The 24,933-nt window shown below is 59.9% G+C and carries 27 protein-coding genes and 1 pseudogene; 17 read left to right on the top strand and 11 right to left on the bottom strand.

What is annotated here, in order from left to right:
- The first annotated feature begins 68 nt into the window (after nt 1–68).
- Nucleotides 69–1,238 (top strand): MalY/PatB family protein, encoded by a 1,170-nt coding sequence (locus tag SJY36_RS13350; RefSeq protein WP_386175744.1) that lies wholly within the window; start codon nt 69–71, stop codon nt 1,236–1,238.
- A 2-nt stretch (nt 1,239–1,240) separates the two neighbouring features.
- On the opposite strand, the gene SJY36_RS13355 is transcribed toward SJY36_RS13350, so the two are convergent.
- Nucleotides 1,241–1,600 carry a hypothetical protein gene (locus SJY36_RS13355; RefSeq protein WP_005849957.1) on the bottom strand — a complete coding sequence of 120 codons (360 nt, stop codon included), beginning with the start codon at nt 1,598–1,600 and terminating at the stop codon, nt 1,241–1,243.
- Nucleotides 1,601–1,774: 174 nt separating this feature from the next.
- Here SJY36_RS13355 and SJY36_RS13360 point away from each other — a divergent pair, with 174 nt between their 5' ends.
- Nucleotides 1,775–2,749 carry a glutathione S-transferase family protein gene (locus SJY36_RS13360; protein WP_386175748.1) on the top strand — a complete coding sequence of 325 codons (975 nt, stop codon included), beginning with the start codon at nt 1,775–1,777 and terminating at the stop codon, nt 2,747–2,749.
- A gap of 11 nt (nt 2,750–2,760) precedes the next feature.
- On the opposite strand, the gene smc is transcribed toward SJY36_RS13360, so the two are convergent.
- Nucleotides 2,761–6,216: a chromosome segregation protein SMC gene (gene smc / locus SJY36_RS13365; protein WP_386175751.1), complete on the bottom strand. Its 3,456-nt coding sequence runs from the start codon at nt 6,214–6,216 to the stop codon at nt 2,761–2,763.
- A 173-nt stretch (nt 6,217–6,389) separates the two neighbouring features.
- Complete coding sequence (locus tag SJY36_RS13370; protein WP_342580160.1) at nt 6,390–6,698, bottom strand: hypothetical protein; 309 nt, start codon at nt 6,696–6,698, stop codon at nt 6,390–6,392.
- Between the two features lie 125 nt (nt 6,699–6,823).
- Here SJY36_RS13370 and SJY36_RS13375 point away from each other — a divergent pair, with 125 nt between their 5' ends.
- A complete protein-coding gene (locus tag SJY36_RS13375) occupies nt 6,824–7,591 on the top strand; it encodes an FCD domain-containing protein (protein WP_386175755.1) in 768 nt (255 codons plus the stop codon).
- 58 nt (nt 7,592–7,649) lie between these two features.
- On the opposite strand, the gene SJY36_RS13380 is transcribed toward SJY36_RS13375, so the two are convergent.
- The 5 genes from SJY36_RS13380 to SJY36_RS13400 form a co-directional block, all read right to left on the bottom strand.
- Nucleotides 7,650–8,210: a F0F1 ATP synthase subunit B gene (locus tag SJY36_RS13380; protein ID WP_037941252.1), complete on the bottom strand. Its 561-nt coding sequence runs from the start codon at nt 8,208–8,210 to the stop codon at nt 7,650–7,652.
- Between the two features lie 3 nt (nt 8,211–8,213).
- Nucleotides 8,214–8,765 (bottom strand): F0F1 ATP synthase subunit B', encoded by a 552-nt coding sequence (locus SJY36_RS13385; protein WP_005849969.1) that lies wholly within the window; start codon nt 8,763–8,765, stop codon nt 8,214–8,216.
- Nucleotides 8,766–8,851: 86 nt separating this feature from the next.
- The gene (locus SJY36_RS13390) at nt 8,852–9,088 is read right to left on the bottom strand and encodes a F0F1 ATP synthase subunit C (protein ID WP_005849971.1); all 237 of its coding nucleotides are present in this window, start codon (nt 9,086–9,088) and stop codon (nt 8,852–8,854) included.
- Nucleotides 9,089–9,149: 61 nt separating this feature from the next.
- Entirely contained in the window at nt 9,150–9,908 is a 759-nt protein-coding gene (locus SJY36_RS13395; RefSeq protein WP_237277710.1) for a F0F1 ATP synthase subunit A, read from the bottom strand.
- 1 nt (nt 9,909) lies between these two features.
- Nucleotides 9,910–10,239 carry an AtpZ/AtpI family protein gene (locus SJY36_RS13400; protein WP_005849975.1) on the bottom strand — a complete coding sequence of 110 codons (330 nt, stop codon included), beginning with the start codon at nt 10,237–10,239 and terminating at the stop codon, nt 9,910–9,912.
- Between the two features lie 251 nt (nt 10,240–10,490).
- Here SJY36_RS13400 and SJY36_RS13405 point away from each other — a divergent pair, with 251 nt between their 5' ends.
- Entirely contained in the window at nt 10,491–10,871 is a 381-nt protein-coding gene (locus SJY36_RS13405; RefSeq protein ID WP_074637233.1) for a helix-turn-helix transcriptional regulator, read from the top strand.
- Nucleotides 10,872–11,077: 206 nt separating this feature from the next.
- Here SJY36_RS13405 and SJY36_RS13410 read toward each other — a convergent pair whose 3' ends face one another.
- Complete coding sequence (locus SJY36_RS13410; RefSeq protein WP_386175758.1) at nt 11,078–11,968, bottom strand: DMT family transporter; 891 nt, start codon at nt 11,966–11,968, stop codon at nt 11,078–11,080.
- The gene (locus SJY36_RS13415; RefSeq protein ID WP_386175760.1) at nt 11,968–12,843 is read right to left on the bottom strand and encodes a LysR family transcriptional regulator; all 876 of its coding nucleotides are present in this window, start codon (nt 12,841–12,843) and stop codon (nt 11,968–11,970) included. The genes SJY36_RS13410 and SJY36_RS13415 overlap by 1 nt, the downstream gene beginning before the upstream one ends.
- Nucleotides 12,844–12,966: 123 nt before the next feature.
- Here SJY36_RS13415 and SJY36_RS13420 point away from each other — a divergent pair, with 123 nt between their 5' ends.
- The 11 genes and pseudogenes from SJY36_RS13420 to SJY36_RS13470 all read left to right on the top strand — a co-directional run bounded on the left by SJY36_RS13420 (nt 12,967) and on the right by SJY36_RS13470 (nt 21,077).
- Nucleotides 12,967–13,548, top strand: a complete 582-nt coding sequence (locus tag SJY36_RS13420) for an FMN-dependent NADH-azoreductase (protein WP_386175763.1) — start codon at nt 12,967–12,969, stop codon at nt 13,546–13,548.
- A 202-nt stretch (nt 13,549–13,750) separates the two neighbouring features.
- Nucleotides 13,751–15,259, top strand: coding sequence for a signal recognition particle protein (gene ffh, locus SJY36_RS13425; RefSeq protein WP_386175766.1), 1,509 nt, complete (start codon nt 13,751–13,753; stop codon nt 15,257–15,259).
- An 88-nt stretch (nt 15,260–15,347) separates the two neighbouring features.
- Nucleotides 15,348–15,644 carry a chorismate mutase gene (locus SJY36_RS13430; protein ID WP_005849985.1) on the top strand — a complete coding sequence of 99 codons (297 nt, stop codon included), beginning with the start codon at nt 15,348–15,350 and terminating at the stop codon, nt 15,642–15,644.
- Between the two features lie 46 nt (nt 15,645–15,690).
- Nucleotides 15,691–16,077 (top strand): 30S ribosomal protein S16, encoded by a 387-nt coding sequence (gene rpsP / locus SJY36_RS13435; protein WP_005849986.1) that lies wholly within the window; start codon nt 15,691–15,693, stop codon nt 16,075–16,077.
- Nucleotides 16,078–16,404: 327 nt separating this feature from the next.
- Complete coding sequence (gene rimM, locus SJY36_RS13440; RefSeq protein ID WP_005849988.1) at nt 16,405–16,926, top strand: ribosome maturation factor RimM; 522 nt, start codon at nt 16,405–16,407, stop codon at nt 16,924–16,926.
- A gap of 39 nt (nt 16,927–16,965) precedes the next feature.
- Nucleotides 16,966–17,757: a tRNA (guanosine(37)-N1)-methyltransferase TrmD gene (gene trmD / locus SJY36_RS13445; protein ID WP_037941238.1), complete on the top strand. Its 792-nt coding sequence runs from the start codon at nt 16,966–16,968 to the stop codon at nt 17,755–17,757.
- A gap of 19 nt (nt 17,758–17,776) precedes the next feature.
- Nucleotides 17,777–18,736 carry a phosphoribosylaminoimidazolesuccinocarboxamide synthase gene (locus tag SJY36_RS13450; RefSeq protein WP_037941237.1) on the top strand — a complete coding sequence of 320 codons (960 nt, stop codon included), beginning with the start codon at nt 17,777–17,779 and terminating at the stop codon, nt 18,734–18,736.
- A 235-nt stretch (nt 18,737–18,971) separates the two neighbouring features.
- Nucleotides 18,972–19,355 (top strand): 50S ribosomal protein L19, encoded by a 384-nt coding sequence (gene rplS / locus SJY36_RS13455; RefSeq protein WP_005849991.1) that lies wholly within the window; start codon nt 18,972–18,974, stop codon nt 19,353–19,355.
- 11 nt (nt 19,356–19,366) lie between these two features.
- The gene (rpmE, locus tag SJY36_RS13460) at nt 19,367–19,588 is read left to right on the top strand and encodes a 50S ribosomal protein L31 (RefSeq protein ID WP_005849993.1); all 222 of its coding nucleotides are present in this window, start codon (nt 19,367–19,369) and stop codon (nt 19,586–19,588) included.
- Nucleotides 19,589–19,898: 310 nt separating this feature from the next.
- A complete protein-coding gene (locus tag SJY36_RS13465; RefSeq protein WP_386175770.1) occupies nt 19,899–20,111 on the top strand; it encodes a hypothetical protein in 213 nt (70 codons plus the stop codon).
- Nucleotides 20,112–20,266: 155 nt separating this feature from the next.
- A pseudogene (locus SJY36_RS13470) lies at nt 20,267–21,077 on the top strand (division plane positioning ATPase MipZ).
- Between the two features lie 47 nt (nt 21,078–21,124).
- Here the strand turns inward: SJY36_RS13470 and SJY36_RS13475 are convergent.
- Nucleotides 21,125–21,571, bottom strand: a complete 447-nt coding sequence (locus SJY36_RS13475; RefSeq protein ID WP_386175773.1) for a MarR family winged helix-turn-helix transcriptional regulator — start codon at nt 21,569–21,571, stop codon at nt 21,125–21,127.
- A 99-nt stretch (nt 21,572–21,670) separates the two neighbouring features.
- Here SJY36_RS13475 and fahA point away from each other — a divergent pair, with 99 nt between their 5' ends.
- Both fahA and SJY36_RS13485 read left to right on the top strand, forming a co-directional pair.
- Complete coding sequence (fahA, locus tag SJY36_RS13480) at nt 21,671–22,924, top strand: fumarylacetoacetase (protein ID WP_278424423.1); 1,254 nt, start codon at nt 21,671–21,673, stop codon at nt 22,922–22,924.
- A 301-nt stretch (nt 22,925–23,225) separates the two neighbouring features.
- Nucleotides 23,226–24,893 (top strand): ABC transporter substrate-binding protein, encoded by a 1,668-nt coding sequence (locus SJY36_RS13485; RefSeq protein WP_386175776.1) that lies wholly within the window; start codon nt 23,226–23,228, stop codon nt 24,891–24,893.
- Nucleotides 24,894–24,933 lie beyond the last annotated feature (40 nt).

Genomic DNA, 24,933 nt, shown 5'->3' on the forward strand with positions numbered 1-24,933 from the left:
GCAACCTCGGGGCTTGCGGTCTGGTCGATTAGGTTTAGCGTGTCGGCCAAATCTGACAGGAGAACCCCATGAGCTTTGACGAAATCATCGACCGGCGTGGCACCCATTGCGCGAAATGGGACAAGATGGAGCCGATCTACGGCGTCCCCGCGGATACGGGCATTGCCATGTGGGTTGCGGATATGGATTTCCGCCCGCCTCAGGTGGTTCAAACCGCGCTGCAAGATATGTTGGACCATGGCGTCTATGGCTATTTCGGCGATGACAGCAAATATCTGGGTGCCATCCAATGGTGGATGGAGCATCGACACGGCTGGAAAGTCGCACCCGAGTGGATTTTCACCACGCACGGCTTGGTTAACGGAACTGCGATGTGCGTAGACGCCTTCACCAAGCCCGGGGACGGAGTTGTCCTGTTCACACCGGTTTACCACGCCTTTGCGCGTGTGATCTCCGCCGCAGGGCGGCAGGTGGTCGAATGCGAAATGGCGATAGAAGACGGCCAGTATACGCTCGATTTTGATGCCTATGACGCGCAAATGACGGGCAACGAGACGATGCTGGTGTTCTGTTCCCCCCATAACCCGGGCGGGCGTGTTTGGTCCAAGTCAGAGTTGGAGCAAGTCGCAGCCTTTGCCAAACGTCATGACCTTGTCCTCGTCTCGGACGAAATTCACCATGATCTGGTGATGCCTGGTCATACGCACATCCCAATGGCCCTTATCGATGGCGTGGCTGATCGGTTGGTCATGATGACTGCGACAACCAAAACCTTTAACATTGCCGGTTCCCACTCCGGCAACGTGATCATCCCCGATCCGAAGCTCCGCGAAACCTTTGCGGCACGCATTGCAGCGATGGGGCTTTCGCCAAACTCCTTCGGTCTGTTTATGGCGACCGCAGCCTATTCGCCGGAAGGGGCCGCATGGGTTGATGATCTGGTCAGCTATCTGGACGGCAACCGGCAGATCTTTGACGCTGCGATTCAGGACATTCCCGGGCTGCAATCCATGCCGCTTCAATCAACCTACCTTGCTTGGGTCGATTTCAGCGGGACCGGAATGGACAGATCAGAGTTCACCCAACGGGTCGAAAACTCCGCTGGGATCGCTGCGAACCACGGGCCAACTTTTGGCAAGGGCGGGGAAAGCTTCCTGCGGTTCAACATCGCCACCCCGCGCGCCCGGGTTGAAGAAGCCTGCAACCGTCTGCGCGAGGCGTTCAAAGACCTGCAATAAAATCAATGCGGTGCGTCGACGGTGATCAAACCCGCCGGCGCATCTGCAGCCCGTTCGAAATCCAACGCCGCAGACTTCGCGACACGGGTCGCGCGTTTGAAATCAAACAGCATTTCGCCGCCCTCTTGCTCTACCGCGACGATCAAACATTGAAACAGATGAGCCGCGCCATCGAATAAATCGACCCGACCGCGCAACTGCGGTGCCGTCTGCGCATCAAGCGAGAAGCCGGTGTCCCAATAACGCAGGACCTTATGCTCCACCCCGTCCGCGTGTACCCGCAAACGCGACGATTTTCGCAGGCTATCGACCCGTGCGGCATCCAGCCCGGCCTGAATGTCTTTCGGCAATATGGCTTCCACAGCTTCCTCCCTCCAAAGGCTTCCAACATGAAGCGTGACGTGCTGGGATTCAAAATCAAGTGCGCCCCAAGAATTTATTCGACGTGCATCAACGCAGCCCCTCTGTGCGTCGCGTGCTATGGCCTTTCGCCCGTCTGAACTTACCTTGAACAGAAACAAGTAAAGGAGTGATGTATGGGACTGCTGATCGACGGAGAATGGCGCGATAAATGGTACGATACGGAGTTTACCGGAGGTAAGTTTGAACGCTCCACCTCCAAATTTCGCAACTGGGTCACAGCGGACGGCAGCGCGGGCCCGTCAGGAAAATCAGGCTTTCAGGCACAATCAGGGCGGTTTCACCTCTACGTCAGCTATGCCTGCCCTTGGGCTCATCGCGCGCTGATTTTCCGCGCGCTGAAAGACCTTACCGACCATATCAGCGTGTCGGTCGTACACCCCGACATGATGGAAGACGGCTGGACTTTCGCAACAGATTTCGAAGGCGCGACCGGAGACACCCTCTTTGGCAGCAACTTTTTGCGTGACATTTATATCAAAGCCGATCCAAATTTCACAGGCCGCGTCACGGTGCCTGTGCTTTGGGACAAGGCGCAAAACACGATCGTATCGAACGAATTGGCCGAGATCATTCGCATGTTCAACAATGCGTTTAATGAAATCACCGGCAATACTGATGATTATTGGCCGACTGACCTGCGCGAACAAATCGCCGACATCAACGAACGCGTTTACGAGACCGTTAACAATGGCGTCTATAAAGCCGGGTTCGCGACGTCTCAAGATGCCTATGACGACGCGGTTCATCCGCTTTTTGACAGTCTGGCGTGGCTCGAGAGCATCCTCGAAAACAACCGTTTTCTCGCCGGCGACAAGTTGACCGAGGCCGACTGGCGGCTGTTCACAACCCTCGCGCGCTTTGACCTCGTGTATCACACCCATTTCAAGTGCAACCATAAGCGCCTTACCGATTACCCGAACCTTTGGGCCTATACGCGGCAGCTTTATCAACACGCTGATATCGCCGAGACCGTGCATTTTGATCACATTGTTCGGCACTACCATTTCAGTCAGACCACGGTGAACCCGCATCAGATCATCCCGATTAACCCGACGGTCGATTTCACCGCCCCACATGGGCGCGATTAGGGACACGAGCGTTAGGCCACCAGCGTCTCTGCCTTCTTCAAATCGACAGAGACCAGCTGGCTGACGCCCTGTTCCGCCATGGTGACGCCGAACAGCCGATCCATTCGCGCCATTGTGACTGCATGGTGCGTGATGATCAAAAAGCGCGTGTCAGTCTGTCGGCACATCTCGTCCAACAGGTCACAAAAGCGCGTCACATTCGCATCATCCAAAGGCGCGTCAACCTCGTCCAACACACAAATTGGCGCAGGGTTCGCAAGGAACACTGCAAAAATCAGCGCCATCGCGGTCAAGGTCTGTTCGCCCCCCGACAATAGGCTAAGCGTGCTAAGCTTTTTGCCCGGCGGCTGGCACATAATCTCCAACCCCGCCTCCAGAGGATCGTCCGATTCGACCATCACAAGGTTGGCCTCACCACCGTTAAAAAGATGTTTAAACAGCATAGAGAAATTGCTGTTCACCTCTTCGAATGCGGTCAGCAAGCGTTCACGGCCTTCTTTGTTCAGGCTCGCGATACCGCTGCGCAATGTCCGGATCGCCTCGGTCAAATCCGCCTTTTCACCAACCAAAGTGTCGTGTTCCGCCTGAACCTCTTTCGCGTCTTCCTCGGCACGCAAGTTCACAGCACCCAAGGCTTCGCGCTGCCCCTTCAAACGGCTCAGCTGGTTTTCAAGAACCTCGACATCTGACATCTCATCAGCGTTGATCTCAAGTGTTTCTGCCAGCGCTTCGGGGGTCGTGTCACGTTCTTCATCAATGCGCTCTGCGGCAAGGGCCACCGTTTCCTTCGCCGCATCCGCGCGCGCCTTTGCCCGCGCCCGCGCCTCGCGCGCCTCCGACGCCAAGCGCTCTGCGTCACGCTCAGCCAATGTCGTATCGCGCAAATCGGCTTCCCCGGTAGACAACTCTGCGCTGGCCGTCTGCTTGCGGGTCTCTGCCGCAGAAATTGCGCCCGTCAACTCTTCACGTTTCGCCGCGATCTCTCCGGGGGCAGAGCTCGCTTCGGTCAACTCTCTTTCGGACGCTTCTTTACGCTCAAGAAGCTCGGCGCTGCGTTTACCCGCCGTGTCCAGGCGGTTCCGCCAGCCGCCCAACTCCTTGGCGACATCCTGGACACGTCTCTCGCGCGCGGTGCCCTCGCGACGCAGTTCGTCCAGCGCAGAACGCCTCGTCATCATCGCAATGCGCGCGCCTTCAACGGTCTTTCGCAACAACTCCACATAGGCGCGGGCACTTGATACGTCGTCAAGTGCGGCAATCGCATTCTCTGCCTCCGACACCAAACGTCGACCCACGATCGCCTCTTCCTCGTGGCGGGCGACGGCCAATCCCAAACTGTCCAACCGGCTCTCCGCCAGGTTCCGATCCGCCTCAGCCCGGCTTAGGGCCCGTCCTGCATCGGCAACAGCACGGTCCGCATCGCGCCGCAGCGCCCGCGCATTTTTGTCTGCCTCTGCCTGAGCAAGCAGAAGCTTTTGCAATGTTTCATGTGCATCACGCGCAGCCTCTGCCCGTTGATTCGTTTGCTCTAACCCCTGCTTGAGTACCTCTAAACGGTTAATTTGTTGCAAACGAAGCGCGGCGGCAGAGGGCGCATCCTCCGCCCACGCCCGGAAACCATCCCACCGCCACAAATCGCCCTCTGGCGAAACGAGACGCTGGCCCGGCAGCAGCAGCGGTTGAAGCCGCGTGCCGTCGTCCGCGTCGACCAGACCAATCTGGCTCATCCGGCGGTTCAGAACGTCGGGCACCGAGACATGCGCCGTCAGCGGGGTGATCCCCTCGGGTAGAGGCTGGACCGTTGAATAGGCAGGTAAATATGCCCACCCCGAGGGTCCGTCGGCCTCGACATCCGGGGCGCGCAGATCATCGGCCAGGGCAGCACCAAGCGCTTTTTCAAACCCGTGTTCGACCTGCAGGCGGTCCAGAATTTGACCACCCTCGGCGGTGTCACGCTCTACCAGCTTCGCCAGCGCGCCTGCTTCGGCGCGAATGGCGTTCAGTTCGCCCTCGGCCTCTGACCGTTCGGCACGGGCATCTGCTTCGCGACTTTGGGTGGCAGCGCGGTCGTCCTCCGCCTTTTGCAAGGCTTCCTCGGCAGCGACAGAGGCCGCATGCGCCTGCGTCTCTGCAGCTTGGGCGGCGCTGAAATCGGCGTTTGCCTTCTCTAGTGCGGCGGCACTCTGCGCGACGGCGGCACGCGCTTTATCCGCTTCCGCTTCCGATCGTTGAAGCGTTTTGCGGTGATCGTTCAGCAAGCGTTCGGCAGAGCTGTGACGCGCGACCAAACGGGCGACATCCTCGGTCAGCTTCGACAGATCCGCTTCCTGTTTTTCGAGCACGCCGGCGGCCTCTTTCGCGCGCTCTGCCGCTTCCGCGACCGCGGCTTCATGGCCCTCGCCCGCATCCGACAGGTCACGTTCTTCCCGCTCCAACCGCGTGATCGTTTCTTCGGCGTCGCGGTTTAACTCACCTTCGCGGTCCAGATCACGGGTCAACTGCGCGATGCGTTTGGTCAAGGCGTCAATCGCGGCCCGGGCGCGGTTTTCCTGATCGCTCAAGGTATCGCGCTGCACGCCAAGCCGCTGCACGATAGCGGCCGCGATCGCTTCTTCCTCACGCAGGGGCGGCAAAGCCTCTTCGGCTTTTTGCCGTGCTACAGTGGCCTGACGTACGGCTTTTTCCGCCTCGGCGGCGGTGGCCATCTGGCTGCGCAGCGCTTCGGCCGTCGTTTGACGCGCATCCTCGGCCACGCGCCAGCGCCGATACAGCAGCACCCCTTCGGTCCGGCGCAGGGCATCCCCGATATCGCGATAACGCGCAGCCTGACGGGCCTGGCGCGCCAATTGCGAAAGCTGACCAGCAAGCTGTTCAACCACATCGTCGACGCGCGCAAGGTTGGCTTCGGTACCATTCAACTTCAGTTCAGCTTCGTGACGGCGGGCATAAAGCCCCGAAATACCCGCGGCTTCTTCAAGAATACGGCGCCGGTTCTTCGGTTTGGCGTTGATCAGTTCCGAAATCTGGCCTTGGCGTACCAACGCTGGCGAATGGGCTCCCGTTGATGCGTCGGCAAACAGCATTTGCACATCGCGCGCGCGCACATCCTTTCCAGCCGCTTTATAGGCGCTACCGACATCACGGGTGATCCGCCGGATGATTTCGATGCTATCACCGTCGTTAAACCCAGCCGGCGCGAGACGTTCGGAGTTGTCGATATGCAACGCGACTTCGGCGAAGTTCTTGGCCGGACGAGAGGACGCGCCGGCGAAAATCACATCTTCCATACCGCCACCGCGCATAGCGGTCGGACGGTTTTCGCCCATCACCCAACGGAGCGCTTCAAGCAGGTTGGACTTGCCACACCCATTCGGGCCAACAACGCCGGTTAGACCATCCGAGATGATCAGATCAGTGGGGTCTACAAAGCTTTTAAAGCCTGTCAGCCTGAGTTTGGAAAACCGCAATGTTCGTGCCCGCCTGATTCTTATGGATAGCCAGAATTGCGGATCATCGGGTTTAGAGTCAACGCGACCCCGCTAGGTAGAGCGGGAAGTAGCCGCCTTATCCACAAGATATTGTTATTCTATGTCTGTTATCGCGTTTCCCTTTCCCTATGGTTGTTTGATGGTTCTGCCCCTCATCCGCAGTCCAGCTTCCCGACGGCAAGCGCTTGATCCCCCGCGACATGCGTGACCTCGCACCCGCTGACCTGCGCCATCGCCCGCGCCGCACGGTCGCGGATTGGGCCGAAGCGGGGGGCGTATTCCATATTGGTGCGTATCGCTTCAGCCTGATTGCCGTTAACGCGGACGTCAAAGTCAGAACCGTCCACCGTTATGGCAGTTGCAGGCAGGCCGCTGAAATGCGCACTCGGCATGTTGCAGCCCGTGGCAAACACCATCACCAAGGCGCACAGCAAGACGGTAAGGAATCGCGTATCTCTCATCATATGCCCATCTAACGCGCGGCACCCTAAGCAAGTGTTAATGCGGTCCAACATTGTGCAGAAAACAATCGCGTTGCCGCCCCGCCCCTCCGGTCATATAATTTGACCAATCCAAGGAAACGCCGATGCCCTTTCAGCCTATCACCTCCGAAAAACTGTCAGCCGCTGTCGTAAGACAGGTAGAACAGTTAATCCTGCGTGGCATTCTGCGGCCCGGCGAACGGCTACCCGCAGAGCGGGAGCTGGCAGAGCGTCTGGCCGTTTCGCGCCCCTCGCTTCGGGATGCTATTGCCCAGCTTCAGGCCAGCGGATTGCTGACCGCAAAGCCCGGCGCCGGGGTCTATGTCGCCGATGTGCTCGGCAGCGCGTTCTCCCCTGCCCTGACAGAGCTTTTTGCACGTCACGACGAAGCCGTGTTCGACTATCTTTCGTTCCGCCGCGACATGGAAGGGCTGGCAGCCGAACGGGCCGCGCGGCTTGGTTCTGACACCGACCTTGGGGTCATTCAGGCGGTTTTCGACAAGATGGAAGCCGCACACCAGAAGCGTAACGCAGATGACGAAGCGCAACTGGACGCGCAGTTTCATATGGCGATCACAGAGGCGAGCCATAACGTCGTCATGCTGCATATGATGCGGTCGATGTATGATCTGCTGCGTGGCGGCGTGTTCTACAATCGCGAAGTCATGTTCAAACAGAGCACAACGCGCACCGCCCTGCTGGATCAACACCGCGCCATCAACGACGCATTACAGGCACGTGATCCCGCCGCAGCACAAGCCGCGGTAGAGGCGCATCTGACCTATGTCGAGAACGCCCTGCGCGATCATCAAAAGGCCGAGCGTAACGAAGATGTCGCGCGACAACGTCTTCAACACGAGACAAACACCTAGCCCAACGTAAAAAGGCCCCGGTCAATACCGAGGCCTTTTAAAGTCAGTTCGTTAAAACTTAGTGAAGCTTTGTGTCGACTTCTGCAATTGCACTGTCGATCAATGCATTGCCTTCTGCGGCTGTCATCTTCTTGGCGATAACATCCTTGGCAGCAGCAATGGCCACAACAACAGCTTGATCGCGGACTTCTTTAACGGCAGCAGCCTGAGCGGAGTCGATCTGCTCTTCCGCGGCGGCCATACGGCGCGCGATGGATTTCTCCAGGTCGGCACGTGCCTGATCCGCGGCTTCGTTCGCTTCGGCCTTGGCCGATGTAACGATACGGTCCGCTTGCTCTTTCACTTCCTGCTGCTTGCGTTCGTAGCTGGCAAGAAGCGTCTGCGCTTCTTCACGCAGCGCACGGGCTTCGTCCAGTTCGGACTTGATGCCTTCGGCGCGGCTGTCGAGCATGCTGCCCATCATCTTTGGCACTTTGAAATAGATCAAAACACCGACGAAAAGCAGGAAAGCCAGCAGGACGATAAAGTCCGTATTGCGCAGCGAAAAGAACACGTCACCAGCTGCAAAAGCAGGGGAGGCAACCAGACCGGCGATGAGGGCTGAGAAGGTCAAACGCATGGCTTATCCTTTCATCCGGGCATCGACGGCCGCGGAAATTGTTTTCGCGTCAGCAGAGCCACCGACGGCGGCGACGATTGCCTCGGCTGTGTCTTTGGCGACAGCTTCAACGTTCTCCATCGCGGAGGCGCGGATTTCACTGATCGCTTTTTCGGACTCGGCGGATTTTGCGGCGATCTCGGCGTCTGCCTTGGCAATCGCCTTGTCCAGATCGGCCTGAATGTCGGCTTTCGCGGCGGCGATGATCTGCTGTGCTTCTGCACGGGCGTCGATCAAGGCTTTGTCGTAAGCGGCTTCTGCCTCGGTCGCTTTGACCTTCAGGTCTTCGGCGGCGGCGATGTCATTGGTGATGGTGCCCTGGCGCTCCGCCAGAACAGCGCCGATGCGTGGCAGGGCAACGCGCGACAGAATAAAGTAAATTGCGACCAGAGCGACGATAAGCCAGAAAATCTGGTTGCCGAACCAATCAATGCAAAGCTGTGGCATACCAATGGCGCTGCCAAATTCGTTGACACATGTGCCAGCGATTTCCCTAGTAATCGGTTCCGTCGCCATAGCGGGCTCCTGTTAAAGCGTGGAAGTCTTTCGGGCAGCGCGCCATAGCGCACTGCCCGAAGCGTAAGGACGTAGGTGTCTTAAGCTTAGACAGCGAACATCAGCAGCAGAGCGACGAGGAACGAGAAGATCCCCAGGGCTTCTGCAAAGGCGATGCCGATGAACAGAGTTGCTGTTTGACCAGCAGCAGCAGATGGGTTGCGCAGTGCGCCAGCCAGGTAGTTGCCTGCAACGTTGCCCACACCGATGGCTGCGCCACCCATGCCGAATGCTGTCAGACCTGCGCCAATGAATTGGCCCATTTGTGCGAGTTCGCCTTCCATGTCATTTCTCCTTACAATGGAATTTTGGTGATTGGTCAGGCGGGAATATCCCGCCTTGGTGTTAGTGGTGCGGGTGCAATGCGTCTTTCAGATAAACGCATGTGAGGATCGCGAAAACATATGCCTGGATGAAGGAAACCAACACCTCGAGACCATACATCGCCGTGATCGCAAGAACCGAGAAGGGGGCGATGGCAGCAAGTGCCGCGAAGCCCGCGAATACCTTGATCACGGCGTGACCCGCCATCATGTTACCCGCAAGCCGGATAGAGTGGCTGACCGGACGTACAAAGTACGAGATCAGCTCGATCAAGGCCAGAACCGGACGCAGTGCCAGGGGCGCGCTGCTGACCCAGAACAGGCTCAGGAACGATGCGCCGTTCTTGACGAAACCCAGAATGGTCACACCAAAGAACACGGCAAAGGCCATCACGGCGGTGACCGAGATATGCGATGTCGGGGTAAACGCCATCGGCAGCAGGCCCAGGAAGTTCGAGAAGACGATAAACATGAACAGGGTCATGATGTAGGGGAAGTATTTCACCCCTTCTTTACCGCAGATATCCTCGACCATCTTGTAGATGAAGCCATAGGCCAGTTCAGCGACCGACTGCATGCGCGACGGGATAACCGACCGTTTGGAGGTGCCCAGAACCAGCAGCGCAAAGATCGCCAGAACGGCAACGGCCATCCAGACTGTTGCGTTGGTGATCGTGTACCAGGATACAGCGCCGTCGCCAAAGAATGGCTTGACGATGAACTGATCCATCGGGTGAAAAGCCAAACCGCCTGTTTCTTCGCCGTGTGCTTCTGCCGCCATATCAGGGCCCTTTTTCTTCATCGGCCACATCGGCCATCTTCTTTTCCTGGATTTCCTGCGCGGAGCGGAGCATCGTCTTCACCCCTGCCGCAAGGCCCAGCATTACAAACAGCACCATGAAAATCGGGAGCGTTCCTAAGAACCAATCCAACGAGTATCCGATGCCAAAACCGATCCCCAGACCGGCGCAAAGTTCGATCACCATCCGCCAGGCCAGCGATGCCTGGGAATAATGTTCATCCGCCCGGGGTTTTGGAGCCTGCGCCCGTTTGGCCGCTTCGATCTTTGCCTCAAGCTGCTTTAGCCGCTGCTGTTGGTCCGGATCGGTCACGCCAAAATCCCTATTGGATGTGTTGCGCAGTAGCTACTTTCACACCGCTTCAGAGTCAACTCTGTTAGCCGACCACCCAAGGGACTGTAATCAAAAGATTTTACGCTGAGCCGCAGTTCATATCCAGGTGCAAACTCCCCGCACCCCTTGCAAATTCGCGCGGCAATCATATTCAACCTTTTGGTTAAGCGTGGTTTCCGCTACCTCATAAGAACCGCCCCTACCCGCGCATCAAGGACATCCAGACAGCCGTGCCCCAACCGCCCGCCACACAGCTCGACGCGATTTTTGCCGCGCTCGCCGATCCCACGCGGCGCGCCATTCTGGCGATGCTTCTTGAGGATGATATGGCCGTCACAGACGTCGCCGACCCCTTCGGCATTTCGCTCGCTGCGATATCGAAACATCTGTCGGTGCTGGAACGTGCAGGTCTGATCGTGCAGGAAAAGCGCGGGCGGCTCAAATGGTGCAAGCTCGAGCCGGCAGCCCTAAAGGCCCCGTCCGTGTGGATGCAGGGCTTCGGTCAATATGACCCGATCAATCTTGATGACTTTGAAAGGTTTCTGGCCGCCGAAATACGCGAAACGTCAGGGGATGCGGCGCAGAATGATCCGGGGACGTTGGAAGAGTAGGTAAATATTGGCCCTCCTGCGACGAGGTTTTACACAGAAGGGCCAAACTTGATGTTATTAAATGACGCCGAACGCAAAGCGCAGGATCGCCAGAACAACAACAATCAAACCGATCAGATAAATAATGCTACGCATTAGAATAGTCCCTTTATAAACTTTATGTGATCTTAACGCTGGATATGTCGGATCGGTTCCCGCCCTTTTGATCAAACCGCTTTGGTATCGTCCCGCAACAGTAGATACAGCGCCACAATCGTCAGCCCGACGCCCCCGAAAACAAGCGGGCCGGGTGCGCCATTGCCCAATGCGACTTCCCACAGAATAACCCAGCTGGGCGTCAGATAGGTATAGGCCATCACCTTGGCCGACGGCAGCCGCAGGGACGCAAATTGCAGCAATACAAAAGTCGCGGCAGACGCAGCGATCGCGACGTAGAGGATGGTGATCCAGACAATCGCGGGCAGCGCGGTCCAATCCGTCCCCATCACATCGCGCCAGCCATAGATGAACAGCAACACACCACCGGCGATCAGCGTGCCCAAGGTGAACACCACCGCCGGCTCTCCGCGGTTCAGCTTGCGCACCATCGGCGTATAAAGCGCATGGCTTACGCAGCCGACGAAATACACCGCTTCGCCATACCCGAGCTCGAACCGCCGCAGCGCGGCCAGATCAGCACGAAAAATCACCCAAAGCGCGCCGACCGCACCGATGGCCAGCGCCAGCGCCATCCGCCCTGTCGTGATCTGCCGCAACAAGAGCCACCCAAACCCCGCAGCAATCACCGGCGTCAACGTAAACACCGCCGCCGCACTGACGGGGCGCGCGGTCTTCAACCCTTCAAACATCAGCACGAAATAGACAGCGAAAAGCCCCCCAAGCACCAGATAGCGCCAAGGCGCGCGCGTGGCCCCTTTCGGCACACCTGTCGTCGCAGCGACCGCCACGGCAATCACCATGCCCGCGATCACGAACCGCGCCGCATTCAACGCCGTGGGCGAGATCAGATTGGCCGACAGCGACCCAAGCGAAAATGACCCCGCCACCAGCGCCGAAAATGCCAGCATCGCCAGATGCCCCTGCAGATCAGATCGCATCACAGCCCCGTCTTGACGGCTTTTTTCAGGTACGACAGCAAGGCCTGCACCTTGGGCGTGCGGTGCAGATCAACATGGGTGACCAACCACAGCATCGAATCCCATTCCGGCAGATGCGGGTGCACCTCGACCAGATCGGGGTTGGCGCGCCCCTCGATCAGATCGACAAACCCGATCCCCGCCGCCTCCAGCACCGCAACGCGGAGCGCGTCTGCATGGAGACCGCGAAAGGAGATCGCATGTGCCGGCACCACCTCGCGCATCCATTTGAAGAAGGGCGCACGCATCTGCGCGTCGTCATGGCCGACAAACCGATGGTTGCCATACTCCTCGACCCCCGACGGCATCCCGAAGGCCGCGATATAGTCCTTATGCGCGAACAGCCCCATCTGGAACTGATAGAAAGGCTGCACCACATTGTCCGGCTGCTCGGGCACCTGCCCCGCGCGGATCGCGATATGCGCCTCGCCATACTCCAGCCGGAACAATCGCTCCCCGGTCAGAAAGCGCAGGGTCACATCCGGGTTTTCCCTCTGGAACGCGACCAACAAAGGGGTCATCCATCTTGAAAGCTCCATCAGGGAGGTCACGACCAGCTCGCCCGACACCGCTTCGCCGCGCCCCTTGATGCGACTGGCAAGCTGGCTGAACTGGTCATCCGTGGCAGAGGCCACACGCAGCAGATCCTCGCCTGCCTCCGTCGTTTTGTAGCCGCGCGCGTGCCGTTGGAATAGCTTTACCGACAACCGTCGTTCCAGCGCATCCACATGGCGGATCACCGTCGCATGATGGACCCCCAGAACCTCGGCCGCGCCACTGACGGTGCCCATGCGCGCCACCTGATAGGCCGTCTTGATTTCTTCCCAATTGTCCATTCTCGGCCCCTCGTCTGCCCGACTGTGCATTATTGAACACATCACCCGCAGTTTCGCCAGTTGCGTTCGTACGGGCAAGGGTCATGTAAAGGGAAGAAAGTTAACACGAAAGGATATCCTCCCATGTCTATCTTGCGTATCAATTCCTCTGCAAACACCACCAGCTCTGTGACCCGCGGCCTCACCGACCGGATCATCGCGCAACTGGCCGACAGTGATGTAACCGTCCGCGATCTGGCCCTCGAGCCCCTGCCCCAGATCACCGAAACATGGGCCATCGCCCGTGCCACCCCCGAGACAGACCGCACGCCCGAGCAAAGCGAAGCGCTGGTTGAATCCGACAAGCTCGTCGCAGAGCTTCTGGCCGCCGACACAATCGTCATCGGCGCGCCCATCTATAACTTCAGCGTGCCCGCGTCGCTGAAGGCGTGGATCGATCTGGTCGCCCGTGTCGGCGTTACCTTCCGCTATACCGAAAACGGCCCCGAAGGTCTGGTCAAAGGCAAGCGCGTGATCGTGGCGATGGCCTCCGGTGGCGTGCCCGCCGGGTCCGAGGCGGATTTCAACACCGGCTACCTCAAGGCCGTTCTGGGCTTCATGGGCATGACTGACGTGACCATCGTGGCCGCCGACGCGCTCGCAACGGATGCCGAAGGCACCATCGCCCGCGCGAACGAAGCTGTGGATGCGCTCAAAGCAGCATAATCCTCGGGCGGTGCGGCGGGTTGACTCAGACCCGCCGCTCGCCTAAACGATCCGCAATCTCCGGAAGCACCATGTCTTCCGGTCTCTGGCGCGGCCAGAGATCGCCCCCCACCAGCGTGTTACGCCCGTGGGGGCATTTGCGTATTCAACGCGGGCATCCTATCTGAGGGGCACCGCAACCGATCGAAGGGGGCCATGGCCCATGTTTGAGAATCTTTCCGAACGCCTCTCCGGCGTCTTTGACCGTCTCACCAAACAGGGTGCCCTCTCGGAAGAGGATGTGAAAACCGCCCTGCGCGAAGTCCGCGTCGCCCTGCTCGAGGCCGACGTGTCCCTGCCCGTCGCGCGTGATTTCGTCAAAGCGGTGCAGGACAAGGCCACCGGTCAGGCCGTCACCAAATCGATCACCCCGGGCCAGCAAGTCGTCAAGATCGTCCACGACGCGCTGATCGACACGCTGAAAGGCGAAGGCGAACCCGGCGCGCTGAAAATCGACAGCCCCCCCGCCCCGATCCTGATGGTCGGTCTGCAAGGCTCCGGTAAAACCACGACCACGGCAAAGCTCGCAAAACGTCTGAAAGACCGCGACGGCAAGCGCGTGCTGATGGCCTCGCTCGACGTGAACCGCCCTGCGGCGATGGAACAGCTGGCGATCCTCGGCGTGCAGATCGGCGTCGATACACTGCCCATCGTCAAAGGCGAAAACCCCGTCCAGATCGCCAAACGCGCAAAGACGCAGGCATCGATGGGCGGCTACGACGTCTATATGCTCGACACCGCGGGCCGCCTGTCGATCGACGAAGAGCTGATGCGCCAGGTCGAAGCGGTGCGCGATGTCGCCAACCCCCGTGAAACCCTGCTGGTCGTCGATGGTCTCACCGGCCAGGACGCCGTGCAAACCGCCGAAAACTTTAACGACCGCATTGGCATCTCGGGCGTCGTGCTGACCCGTATGGACGGCGACGGCCGCGGCGGTGCTGCGCTGTCGATGCGCGCCGTCACCGGCAAGCCGATCAAATTCGTCGGCCTGGGCGAAAAGATGGACGCGCTGGAAACCTTCGAACCCGACCGCATCGCGGGCCGTATCCTTGGCATGGGCGACATCGTCGCCCTGGTCGAGAAAGCGCAAGAAACCATCGAGGCTGAACAAGCCGAAAAGATGATGAAGCGCATGGCCAAAGGTCAGTTCAACATGAACGACCTGAAAATGCAGCTTGAACAGATGCTCAAGATGGGCGGCATGCAAGGCATGATGGGCATGATGCCCGGCATGGGCAAAATGGCGAAACAGGTCGAAGACGCGGGCTTTGATGACAAGATCCTCAAACGCCAGATCGCCCTGATCCAATCCATGACCAAGAAAGAGCGCGCCAACCCCGCGCTGCTTCAAGCCAGCCGCAAAAAGCGCATCGCCAAAGGCGCAGGTCTGGAAGTGTCCGAATTGAACAAGCTCATGAAGATGCACCGCCAGATGGGCGACATGATGAAAAAGATGGGCAAAATGGGCAAGGGCGGCATGCTCAAACAAGCCATGAAGGGCATGATGGGCAAAGGCGGCATGCCCGGCGGCATGGACCCGTCCCAGATGGACCCCAAAGCACTGGAAGCCGCGGCCAAACAGATGGGCGGCAAACTGCCTGGTGGTCTGGGCGGAATAGGCGGCGGCGCCGGCCTGCCCGGCGGCCTCTCCGGTTTCGGGAAAAAGAAATGATCCGCGCTTCATTTTGCCAGACAAACTCCTGCCGGAGACACCTGCCCGTGCATCGCGCCCTCCCCTTCGCCGTGAAAGGAGCCGCCGCATGACCGATCCCGTCACCCGCGCCGCCGAGGTTCTGAAAGAACACCGCGCCTCCATCGACCGTCTGGACGCGATCCTGGTCTATACTCTGGGCGAGCGGTTCAAACACACGCAGGCTGTGGGGAAACTCAAAGCCGAACACGACCTTCCCCCCTCTGATCCGGACCGCGAAGCGAACCAGATCAAGCGGCTCGAAGATTTGGCGAAAGAGGCTGACCTCGATCCCGAATTCGCCAAGAAGTTTCTGAACTTCATCATCGCTGAAGTCATTCAGCACCACAAACAACACCAATCATAGGTCCGGGCGCGTCCCTGACCCCAGTCTCAACTAAAGGAAACTACCTATGTCCATGAAAATTCGTCTCGCCCGTGGCGGTTCCAAAAAGCGCCCCTTCTACCGCATCGTTGCAGCGGACAGCCGCATGCCACGTGACGGCCGCTTCATTGAAAAGCTGGGCACCTACAACCCGCTGCTGGCAAAAGACAGCGAAGAGCGCGTGAAAATGGACGTCGAGCGCGTTCAATACTGGATCAGCCAAGGCGCGCAGCCAACCGACCGTGTTGCACGCATGCTGGAAGCCGCTGGCGTGAAAGAGAAAACCGAGCGGAACAACCCCAAGAAGGGTACCCCCGGCAAGAAAGCGCAAGAGCGCGTTGAAGAGAAAGCAGCAAAGGCCGCCGCTGCTGCCGAAGCCGCTGCTGCACCTGCAGAAGACGCCGCCGAAGAATAATCGGCACATCCCCCGGCGCGGTTCCTGCCGCGCCGGGGATTTCAGGTATATCCGACAGCCCGCATCTTTGCGCGTGCAGCCTGTCCGATGTACGTGGTACACGAAATGACACGTCCCGCCGCAGCGGCCCGCTCTCATCGGTCCCCTGCGCCCCGCCCCTGGACCAGATTGGAAGCTGACAATGTTTCGTCTTTTGCGCCTTCTTCTCATCCTCGGTATCGGTGTCGCCATCGGCATCTGGTTCGAACGCACGCTTATGAAATCGGAATGCCGCGCGGGCGAGGGTCAATGGACCGGTACAATTTGCTTAAACTCGGAGCTTTTGCAGTGAGCGATAAAATTTCGGTGGGCGCGATCTCTGGCGCATATGGTGTCCGTGGGGAACTGCGGATCAAAAGCTACTGCGCGGTGCCCGAAGATATCGAAAGCTACAGCCCGCTCTCTAGCGAGGATGGCACGCGCAGCTTCAACCTCGCGCTGGTGCGTCCGGTCAAAAACGGCTTTGTCGCGCGCATCACTGATGTGACCTCTAAAGAAGAGGCCGACGCCTTGCGCGGCACCGTGCTGTTTGCGCAGCGCGACCAGCTGCCGTCGCTGCCCGACGATGAATTCTACCACACCGACCTGATCGGGCTAGAGGTCTATGACACCGGCGGCACGCTGATCGGCAAGGTCAAGACCGTCCAGAACCACGGCGCTGACGATCTGCTGGAAACGCAGCTTGCGGGCAGCGCGCAGACCGTGTTCCTGCCCTTTACGAAGGCGGCGGTGCCCACGGTCGATCTGGCCACGGGCCGCATCATCGCCGACCCGCCCGAGGGCATTCTGCCCGATGCAAAAGACGTCTAAGCCCGTACGAAAGGCCCGCATGACACAGGCCGCGATCACATGAGCACCCCTTCACGCTCCCACGGGCGGCAATCCGTCCGTCCGACATTCAAGCCGCGCGAGCTGATGCAGGACACGCCCGATTACGCCGGCGTCTGGCGGGCCGAGATCGTGACCCTCTTCCCCGAATTATTCCCCGGTGTGCTGGGGGCCAGCCTGACGGGCCGCGCCCTGCAAGAAGGCACATGGCAGCTGCGCACCCATGATCTGCGCGGCTACGGCGTAGGCAAACACCGAAATGTTGACGACACCCCCGCGGGCGGCGGCGCAGGTATGGTCATGCGCGCCGATGTCGTCGGCCCCGCAATCGAGGATGCGATGGCCGGTGCCGCCGGACGCTGGCCCATCCTCTATATGTCTCCGCGCGGGCGGCGGTTTGATCAGGCGATGGCGCAGGATCTGGCCACCTGCTCCGGCGTGACCATCCTTTGTGGCCGTTTCGAAGGCGTCGACGAGCGGGTGATCGACCATTACGGCATCACCGAAGTCTCCCTTGGCGATTTTGTCATGACCGGCGGAGAGTTGGCCGCGCAAGCCATGATCGACGCCACCGTGCGGCTCTTGCCCGGTGTCTTGGGCAATGCCGACAGCGTGGTCGAGGAAAGCCATTCCTCTGGCCTGCTGGAACACCCGCAATACACCCGCCCCGCCGAATGGAAAGACCGCCCCATTCCGCCGGTTCTCATGTCCGGCAACCATGGCGAAATTGCCAAATGGCGGCAGGCCCAGTCAGAAACCCTGACAGAACAACGACGCCCCGACATGTGGGCGACATATACGTCCAAGAAGTGACCCCCACGGAAGGCAGACCATGACAGACCTGACCCGCACCCTCGATCACGCCCGCATTGATGAGCTGCCGAACCCCTATTTCGGCAAGGTGCGTGACTGCTACGACCTGCCCGACGACCGGCGCATCCTGATTTCCTCTGACCGTATTTCAGCCTTTGACCGTATCCTCACCTCCATCCCGTTCAAGGGTCAGGTGTTGACCCAGACCGCGCGGTTCTGGTTCGACAACACCTCCGACATCTGTCCCAACCATGTGCTCGACTACCCCGACCCCAATGTGGTGATAGGCAAGCATCTGACCATCCTGCCCGTAGAGATCGTCGTGCGCGGCTACCTTGCCGGCTCCACAGGGACATCGGTGCTGACGCTATACAAGAAAGGTGAACGGGAGATGTACGGCCACCGCTTCCCCGATGGCCTGCGCGACAATCAGGCGCTGCCCGCGCCGATCATCACCCCCACCTCCAAGGAATTCGACGGCGGACACGATGCTCCGCTGACCGCCCAAGAGATCGTAACCCAAGGGCTGCTGACCCAGGCGCAATGGGACCAGATCAGCGACATCGCCCTGAAACTCTTTGCCCGCGGTCAGGAAATGGCGGCGAAAAACGGGCTGATCCTCGTGGACACAAAATATGAATTCGGCACCGATGCGCAGGGCAATATCCTGCTGGCCGATGAAATCCACACCCCCGACAGCTCGCGGTTCTGGCTCGCCGAAGGCTATGACGCCGCGCTGGAAAACGGCACACGCCCGCCGTCCTTCGACAAGGATGTGATCCGGTCCTGGGTCGATGCCCGCTGCGACCCCTATCACGATGACATCCCCGAAATCCCCGCCGACCTGATCGCCGCCACCTCGCAAGTCTATATCGACGCGTTCGAGGCGATTACCGGCCAACGTTTCGTCCCCGATCTGGAGGGCGACACCGTGCTGGACCGCGTGCGGCACAATCTTCGCCCCTATTTCACCGGCTGAAAACATGCGCGCGTACGGGTGATACGCTCTTGATCTGAAGGGGCATCCCGCCTATACGACGCGCAAGTCTGGAATCGCGCATGTGCGGCTCCAGTCTTTTCTGCATCCGCAGATGACAAGCAAAGATGACCCTACCTTCGATGGGACGCCACGGCGGGCCCGCCAGACAGACCGAAGCTATTGGATCGCACAAAACTTCGTGGACTAACCGCGAGCATTCATAGGAGACGATCAGATGAACCTGATTGCACAGATCGAGGCGGAACAAATCGCCGAACTGGGGAAAGAAATCCCAGACTTCCGCGCCGGTGACACCATCCGCGTGGGCTTTAAAGTGACCGAAGGTACACGTACCCGCGTTCAGAACTACGAAGGCGTCTGCATTGCACGCAACAACGGCCACGGCATTGCCGGTTCGTTCACCGTGCGCAAGATTTCCTTTGGTGAAGGCGTAGAGCGCGTATTCCCGCTGCACTCCACCAACATCGAAAGCATCACCGTTGTCCGTCGTGGCCGTGTGCGTCGTGCGAAACTGTACTACCTGCGCTCGCGTCGTGGTAAGTCGGCACGTATCGTTGAAAACGTACACTACAAGCCAAAATCTGGCGCGAACGCGTAAGGAGAGCTGTCATGAAAGCCGATACACACCCCGATTACCACACCATCAACGTCAAAATGACAGATGGCACCGTTGTGGAAATGAAATCGACCTACGGCAAAGAAGGCGACCAACTGGCGCTGGATATTGACCCCTCCGTGCACCCTGCATGGAACGGCGGCACATCCCGCCTGATGGATACCGGCGGCCGCGTGTCCAAGTTCAAAAACAAATACGCAGGTCTGGGCTTCTAAACCCTTTCCATTGCGGAATTCAGGAATGGCGTGCCCTCGCGGGCGCGCCATTTTTCGTTTCGCGACTGTGGCTTAGCCCGAGGTGCGACATCGCGTCCTTGCCCAAGGGTCAGGTCACATTTTACGGAACAAAGCGGCGGCTGTTTAGGTTTTAGAAAGCAACTACGGCCCATAGTCTTCTCAGCCCTCCACGAAAGGTTCGCTGATGCCCGCTTTCCCGCTCTCTACTCCACCCCGACCGCCTCGCGGTGCCAACAGCAGCAAGGCTCCGCGCGCGCAGGCTGATCCCGCTCCCCTCCCGGCCGAGGATTTGACCGCGGCTCGTGATCTGGTCGCCCGTGGCAGCTATGCGCAGGCGCTGGTGCTTGCTGGCGCGCTGGAACGTCTGCACGGGCCCCATGATGCGCTGACCCAGATCGCCGCTGATTGCCGCGCCCATCTGGCTGTGCCCCAGGATACCGCCGTCGCGATCGACACCGGCGGCATGGGCGCGCACACCCCGCCGCTGCGCCGATCGGGCTAGCAGGCACTGCCCCTGCACGGCGCGTTCCAGCGGGTGAATTTCGCAACAATAACCACAATCTAGAGCCACAAACGCTTTCAAAAGCGCCATCGCTGCCATATGGTTTTTCCCAATGTGACCCCGATAAAAACGGGGAGTGAAAGGGACAAAAGGCAATGGCGCATATCATCGTCGTCGGGAATGAAAAAGGCGGGGCGGGGAAATCCACCGTTTCGATGCATGTGGCGACAGCCCTTGCGCGGATGGGGCATAAGACCAGCGTGCTGGATCTGGACCTGCGCCAGCGCACCTTCGGGCGCTATGTCGACAACCGCAAATCCTTCCTCGCCAGTGCCGAGCTCGACCTCCCCTCGCCCGAGATGCACGAATTGCCAGAGATCGAGGCAAGCAGCCTGCAGCCCGGCGAAAACATCTATGACCATCGCCTCAGCGCCGCCGTGGCAGAGCTTGAACCGACGTCCGATTTCATCCTGATCGACTGCCCGGGGTCCCATACCCGTCTCAGCCAGGTGGCGCATTCGCTGGCCGACACGCTGATCACGCCGCTGAACGACAGCTTTATCGATTTCGACCTGCTGGCGCGCACCGACGCTATGGGCGACAAGATCACCGGCCCCTCTCGTCTATTCCGAAATGGTCTGGAACGCGCGGCAGTTGCGGGCACAGGCGGGCCTTGCCCCGATCGACTGGATCGTCGTGCGCAACCGCATGGGCGCGCAGCGCATGGTCAACAAGGACAAGATGGAACGCGCCATCGCCAACCTGAGCAAACGCATCGGGTTCCGCATTGCCCCCGGTTTTAACGAACGCGTCATCTTCCGCGAACTCTTCCCCCGTGGCCTGACCCTGCTCGACCTCAAGGATATCGGCGTCAAGCAGCTGAACATCTCGAATGTCGCGGCACGGCAAGAGCTGCGCGACCTGATGAAAGCGCTGGACCTACCCGGCGTCGACATCAACTTTTGAACCTGCGCGCGGGGGCATGTGCCCCCCCGTCGCCCTCCGGCCCGCCGTCAGCCCGCGCTGCCCTGTCCCGCCGCCAGCTTGACCAGCAACCGCTTCAGCGTCTCCCGCTCCGCCTCCGTTAAATCCGCAGTCAGACGCGCGTCATAGGCCTTTGCCACCTCGTAAAGATGCTCATAGGCCGCGCGACCCTGTGTCGTCAGCGACAGCATCTCGGTCCGTCGGTCGTGATCCCCGCGCAGCCGCGTCACAAATCGTCGCTCTGTCAGCTTTTGCACGGCACGGCTGATCTTGGTCTTATGCATATTCGCCCGCTGCCCGATATCGCTGGCCGTCATCTCGCCATAAAGCCCCAGATGAAACAGCACCCGCCACTCGGTCCGCAGCATACCATAGCGATCTTTATAGGTGCGCTGAAACGCCAGACTGCTCGCTTCCGCTGCCTGATTTAGAAGGTAGGGCAGAAAATGGGTCAGCTCGAAATTCTGGTCTGGCATCAGGGCAATCGCTTGTTAGTTACACAAAGGACTATTACCAACGAAGCAGATTTTGCAAGGTAGCTTTCAGGCACCCGCAGCGACACGCAAGGAACACCGATGACATTGCTGACCTCTTGGGTTGAAAGCGCGAACAGCGCCGACACCGACTTCCCGCTCAACAACCTGCCTTACGGTGTGTTTTCCACCGACACGCTCGAACCGCGCTGCGGCGTGGCGATCGGGGATATGGTGCTCGACATGGCCGCGGTAGAGGCCGAAGATCTGATCCTGCTCCACTTCGATCCCGTCTTCGATGTGCCCTATTGGAATGACGTCATGGATCTGGGCCCCGACGCATGGGCCACCCTGCGCGACCGCCTGACCGACCTGCTGGCAACCGGCAGCCCCGACCAGGCCAAGGTCGCCCCGCATCTTGTCCCCATGGCTGACATCCGCCTGCACATGCCGATTGTCGTCTCGGAATACACCGATTTCTACGCGGGCCGGCACCATGCCACCAACGTCGGCACCATGTTTCGGGGCGCGGAAAACGCGCTGCCCCCGAACTGGCTGCATATGCCCATCGGATACAACGGTCGCGCCTCGACCGTTGTGGTCTCCGGCACCGACATCCGCCGGCCCAACGGGCAGATCAAACCGGCGGACGCCGAGACCCCGTATTTCGGCCCCAGCCAGCGCCTTGATATCGAGCTCGAGATGGGGGCCATCGTCGGCACCTCCACCGATATGGGCGACACCCCCAGCGTGGCCGAAGCGGACGAGATGATCTTTGGCTATGTGCTGCTGAATGATTGGTCCGCGCGCGACATTCAGGCGTGGGAGTATCAACCGCTCGGGCCGTTTCAGGCCAAGGCCTTCGCCACCAGCATCTCTCCGTGGATCGTGACGAAAGCGGCGCTTGAACCCTTCCGCGCCTCCACGCCCGAGCGCGAGGTTGATCTGCTGCCCTATCTGGCAGAGCCGAAACCGATGCTCTACGACATTGACCTCTCGGTGATCATTCAGCCCGATGGCGGCGAACAACAGGTCATCGCGCGTACCAATTACAACACGATGTATTATTCCGCCCCGCAACAGCTGGCGCATCACGCGGCGTCGGGCTGCGCGATGAACGCGGGCGATCTGCTCGGCTCCGGCACCATATCCGGCCCCGACAAAGATGCCCGCGGCAGCCTGCTCGAACTCAGCTGGGGCGGCGCGGAACCGATCGCGCTGAACGATGGCACCACCCGCAGCTTTGTGCAGGACGGGGATACGATGATCCTGACCGGCCACGCCGCAGGCGACGGCTATCGCATCGGCTTCGGGGCCTGCGCCGGTACGATCCTCCCCGCGAAACCCACGCCGTAACCGCGCTTCATTTTGCCAAATAAACTCCCGCCGGAGGCGCCCAACAGCGCGCCACGGGTCGCGCGTCTGATCCTGAACCGGATCGGGCGCGCAGTGCGTTTTGCGCAAACTCCGGTGACCGCCGCTGCTGTGGGTTGACGCACCGCCGCGCAATGCTTGAAACTCTGTGATACATGCTAGTTACATTCCTAGCCAATAAACGCAGCAAAGCTGCATCACCGCAAAGCATCCAGCGCCTGTGCTTGTGCTTCGTATCCGCCGCCCGAACCACAGGGGCAGCACCCGACCAGAGAGGAAGATCATGACGTTCTTAACCCGTACCGGCACCCCCTTACCCGCCGCCATCCACGCCTCTGCCGAAGCTGCCAAACGCGATCCGGTCAACCGACGCGAATTTCTGGCTCTCGCCAGCGCCTTTGGGGCCACGGCGACAACCGCCTATGCGATGATCGGCATGGCAGCGCCCGCACATGCGGCCGCGCATAAATCCGGCGGCACCGTACGGATGCAGATGGAGGTCCGCGCGTTGAAAGATCCGCGCACCTACGACTGGTCGCAGATCGCCAACATCACCCGTGGCTGGCTTGAATATCTGGCGATCTGGGAGAACGACGGCACCTTCACCCCCGCATTGCTCGAAAGCTGGGAGATCAACGAAGACGCCACCGAATATGTGCTGAACGTGCGCAAAGGTGTCACGTGGAACGATGGCACGCCCTTCACCGCCAACGATGTGGCGCGCAACATCACGGGCTGGTGCGATAAATCGGTCGAGGGCAACTCGATGGCCGGGCGCTTTGCCACGCTCATCGACGAGGACTCCGGTCAGGCGATCGAAGGCGCGATCACCGTGGTGGATGACCATACGGTCAAGCTGTCGCTGCCCCGCCCCGACATCACCCTGATCCCCGGCATGGCCGATTATCCCGCCGCCATCGTCCCCGAAGGGTTTGATCCGGAAACGATGCTCGACAACCCTGTCGGCACCGGCGCCTACCTGCCCGAATCTGTCGAAGTCGGGATCAAGGCCGTGTTGGTCAAGAACCCCGACCACACGTGGTGGGGCACCGAGGTCTACGGCGGGCCCTATATCGACCGGCTGGAATACATCGACTACGGCACTGACCCTTCGGCCTTTGTCGCCGCCGCCGAAGCAGAAGAGATCGACGCCACCTATTCCATCGAGGGTGAATTCATCGACGTGTTCAGCACGCTGGACGGCTGGAACCAGAACGAAATCGCCACGGGTGCAACCATCGTGATCCGCCCCAACCAACTGGCCGAGGTGGATGGCAAGACACCCTACGCCGATGCGCGTGTCCGCCGGGCGCTGGCCATGGCGGTCGATAACGCCGTGCTACTTGAACTGGGTTATGCAGGTCGCGGGCTGGTCGCCGAAAACCACCATGTCGGCCCGATGCACCCCGAATATGCCGAGCTTCCCCCGCGCGAAGCGGACCCCGAAGGTGCCCGCGCCCTGATGGAAGAGGCCGGCATGGCCGAGTACGAGCACGAGCTGTTTTCGATCGACGATGCATGGCGCAAGGACACCACAGATGCGGTCGCCGCACAGTTGCGCGACGCTGGCATCAAGGTGAAACGCACGATCCTGCCGGGGTCGACCTTCTGGAATGACTGGACGAAATACCCCTTCTCCTCGACCAACTGGAACGCGCGTCCGCTGGGTGTGCAGATCTGGGCGCTGGCCTATCGCTCGGGCGAGGCATGGAACGAATTTGGCTGGTCCAACCCCGAATTCGACGCCCTCCTGACCGAGGCCCTCTCGGTCGCCGATGTCGAAAAACGTCGCGCTCTGATGGCCAAGGGCGAAGCGCTGATCCAGAACGAAGGCGTCACGATCCAGCCTTACTGGCGCTCGCTTTATAACCACACCCGCGAAGGGCTGGTCGGGGCCGGACACCACATCGGCTTTGAATACCACCCTGCGCGGATGGCCTGGACGTCGTAACCACCCGTTTGCAATTCCAAAAACGAAAGGGCCGCGTCAA

Source organism: Sulfitobacter sp. R86518 (genome assembly GCF_042466275.1).
Lineage (GTDB): Bacteria > Pseudomonadota > Alphaproteobacteria > Rhodobacterales > Rhodobacteraceae > Sulfitobacter > Sulfitobacter pontiacus.

Coding starts and splice junctions, on each gene's coding strand:
- SJY36_RS13350 (WP_386175744.1), top strand. CDS start 69: ATGAGCTTTGACGAAATCATCGACCGGCGTGGCACCCATTGCGCGAAA.
- SJY36_RS13360 (WP_386175748.1), top strand. CDS start 1,775: ATGGGACTGCTGATCGACGGAGAATGGCGCGATAAATGGTACGATACG.
- SJY36_RS13370 (WP_342580160.1), bottom strand. CDS start 6,698: ATGAGAGATACGCGATTCCTTACCGTCTTGCTGTGCGCCTTGGTGATG.
- SJY36_RS13375 (WP_386175755.1), top strand. CDS start 6,824: ATGCCCTTTCAGCCTATCACCTCCGAAAAACTGTCAGCCGCTGTCGTA.
- SJY36_RS13380 (WP_037941252.1), bottom strand. CDS start 8,210: ATGCGTTTGACCTTCTCAGCCCTCATCGCCGGTCTGGTTGCCTCCCCT.
- SJY36_RS13385 (WP_005849969.1), bottom strand. CDS start 8,765: ATGGCGACGGAACCGATTACTAGGGAAATCGCTGGCACATGTGTCAAC.
- SJY36_RS13390 (WP_005849971.1), bottom strand. CDS start 9,088: ATGGAAGGCGAACTCGCACAAATGGGCCAATTCATTGGCGCAGGTCTG.
- SJY36_RS13395 (WP_237277710.1), bottom strand. CDS start 9,908: ATGGCGGCAGAAGCACACGGCGAAGAAACAGGCGGTTTGGCTTTTCAC.
- SJY36_RS13410 (WP_386175758.1), bottom strand. CDS start 11,968: ATGCGATCTGATCTGCAGGGGCATCTGGCGATGCTGGCATTTTCGGCG.
- SJY36_RS13415 (WP_386175760.1), bottom strand. CDS start 12,843: ATGGACAATTGGGAAGAAATCAAGACGGCCTATCAGGTGGCGCGCATG.
- SJY36_RS13420 (WP_386175763.1), top strand. CDS start 12,967: ATGTCTATCTTGCGTATCAATTCCTCTGCAAACACCACCAGCTCTGTG.
- ffh (WP_386175766.1), top strand. CDS start 13,751: ATGTTTGAGAATCTTTCCGAACGCCTCTCCGGCGTCTTTGACCGTCTC.
- SJY36_RS13430 (WP_005849985.1), top strand. CDS start 15,348: ATGACCGATCCCGTCACCCGCGCCGCCGAGGTTCTGAAAGAACACCGC.
- rpsP (WP_005849986.1), top strand. CDS start 15,691: ATGTCCATGAAAATTCGTCTCGCCCGTGGCGGTTCCAAAAAGCGCCCC.
- trmD (WP_037941238.1), top strand. CDS start 16,966: ATGAGCACCCCTTCACGCTCCCACGGGCGGCAATCCGTCCGTCCGACA.
- SJY36_RS13450 (WP_037941237.1), top strand. CDS start 17,777: ATGACAGACCTGACCCGCACCCTCGATCACGCCCGCATTGATGAGCTG.
- rplS (WP_005849991.1), top strand. CDS start 18,972: ATGAACCTGATTGCACAGATCGAGGCGGAACAAATCGCCGAACTGGGG.
- rpmE (WP_005849993.1), top strand. CDS start 19,367: ATGAAAGCCGATACACACCCCGATTACCACACCATCAACGTCAAAATG.
- SJY36_RS13475 (WP_386175773.1), bottom strand. CDS start 21,571: ATGCCAGACCAGAATTTCGAGCTGACCCATTTTCTGCCCTACCTTCTA.
- fahA (WP_278424423.1), top strand. CDS start 21,671: ATGACATTGCTGACCTCTTGGGTTGAAAGCGCGAACAGCGCCGACACC.
- SJY36_RS13485 (WP_386175776.1), top strand. CDS start 23,226: ATGACGTTCTTAACCCGTACCGGCACCCCCTTACCCGCCGCCATCCAC.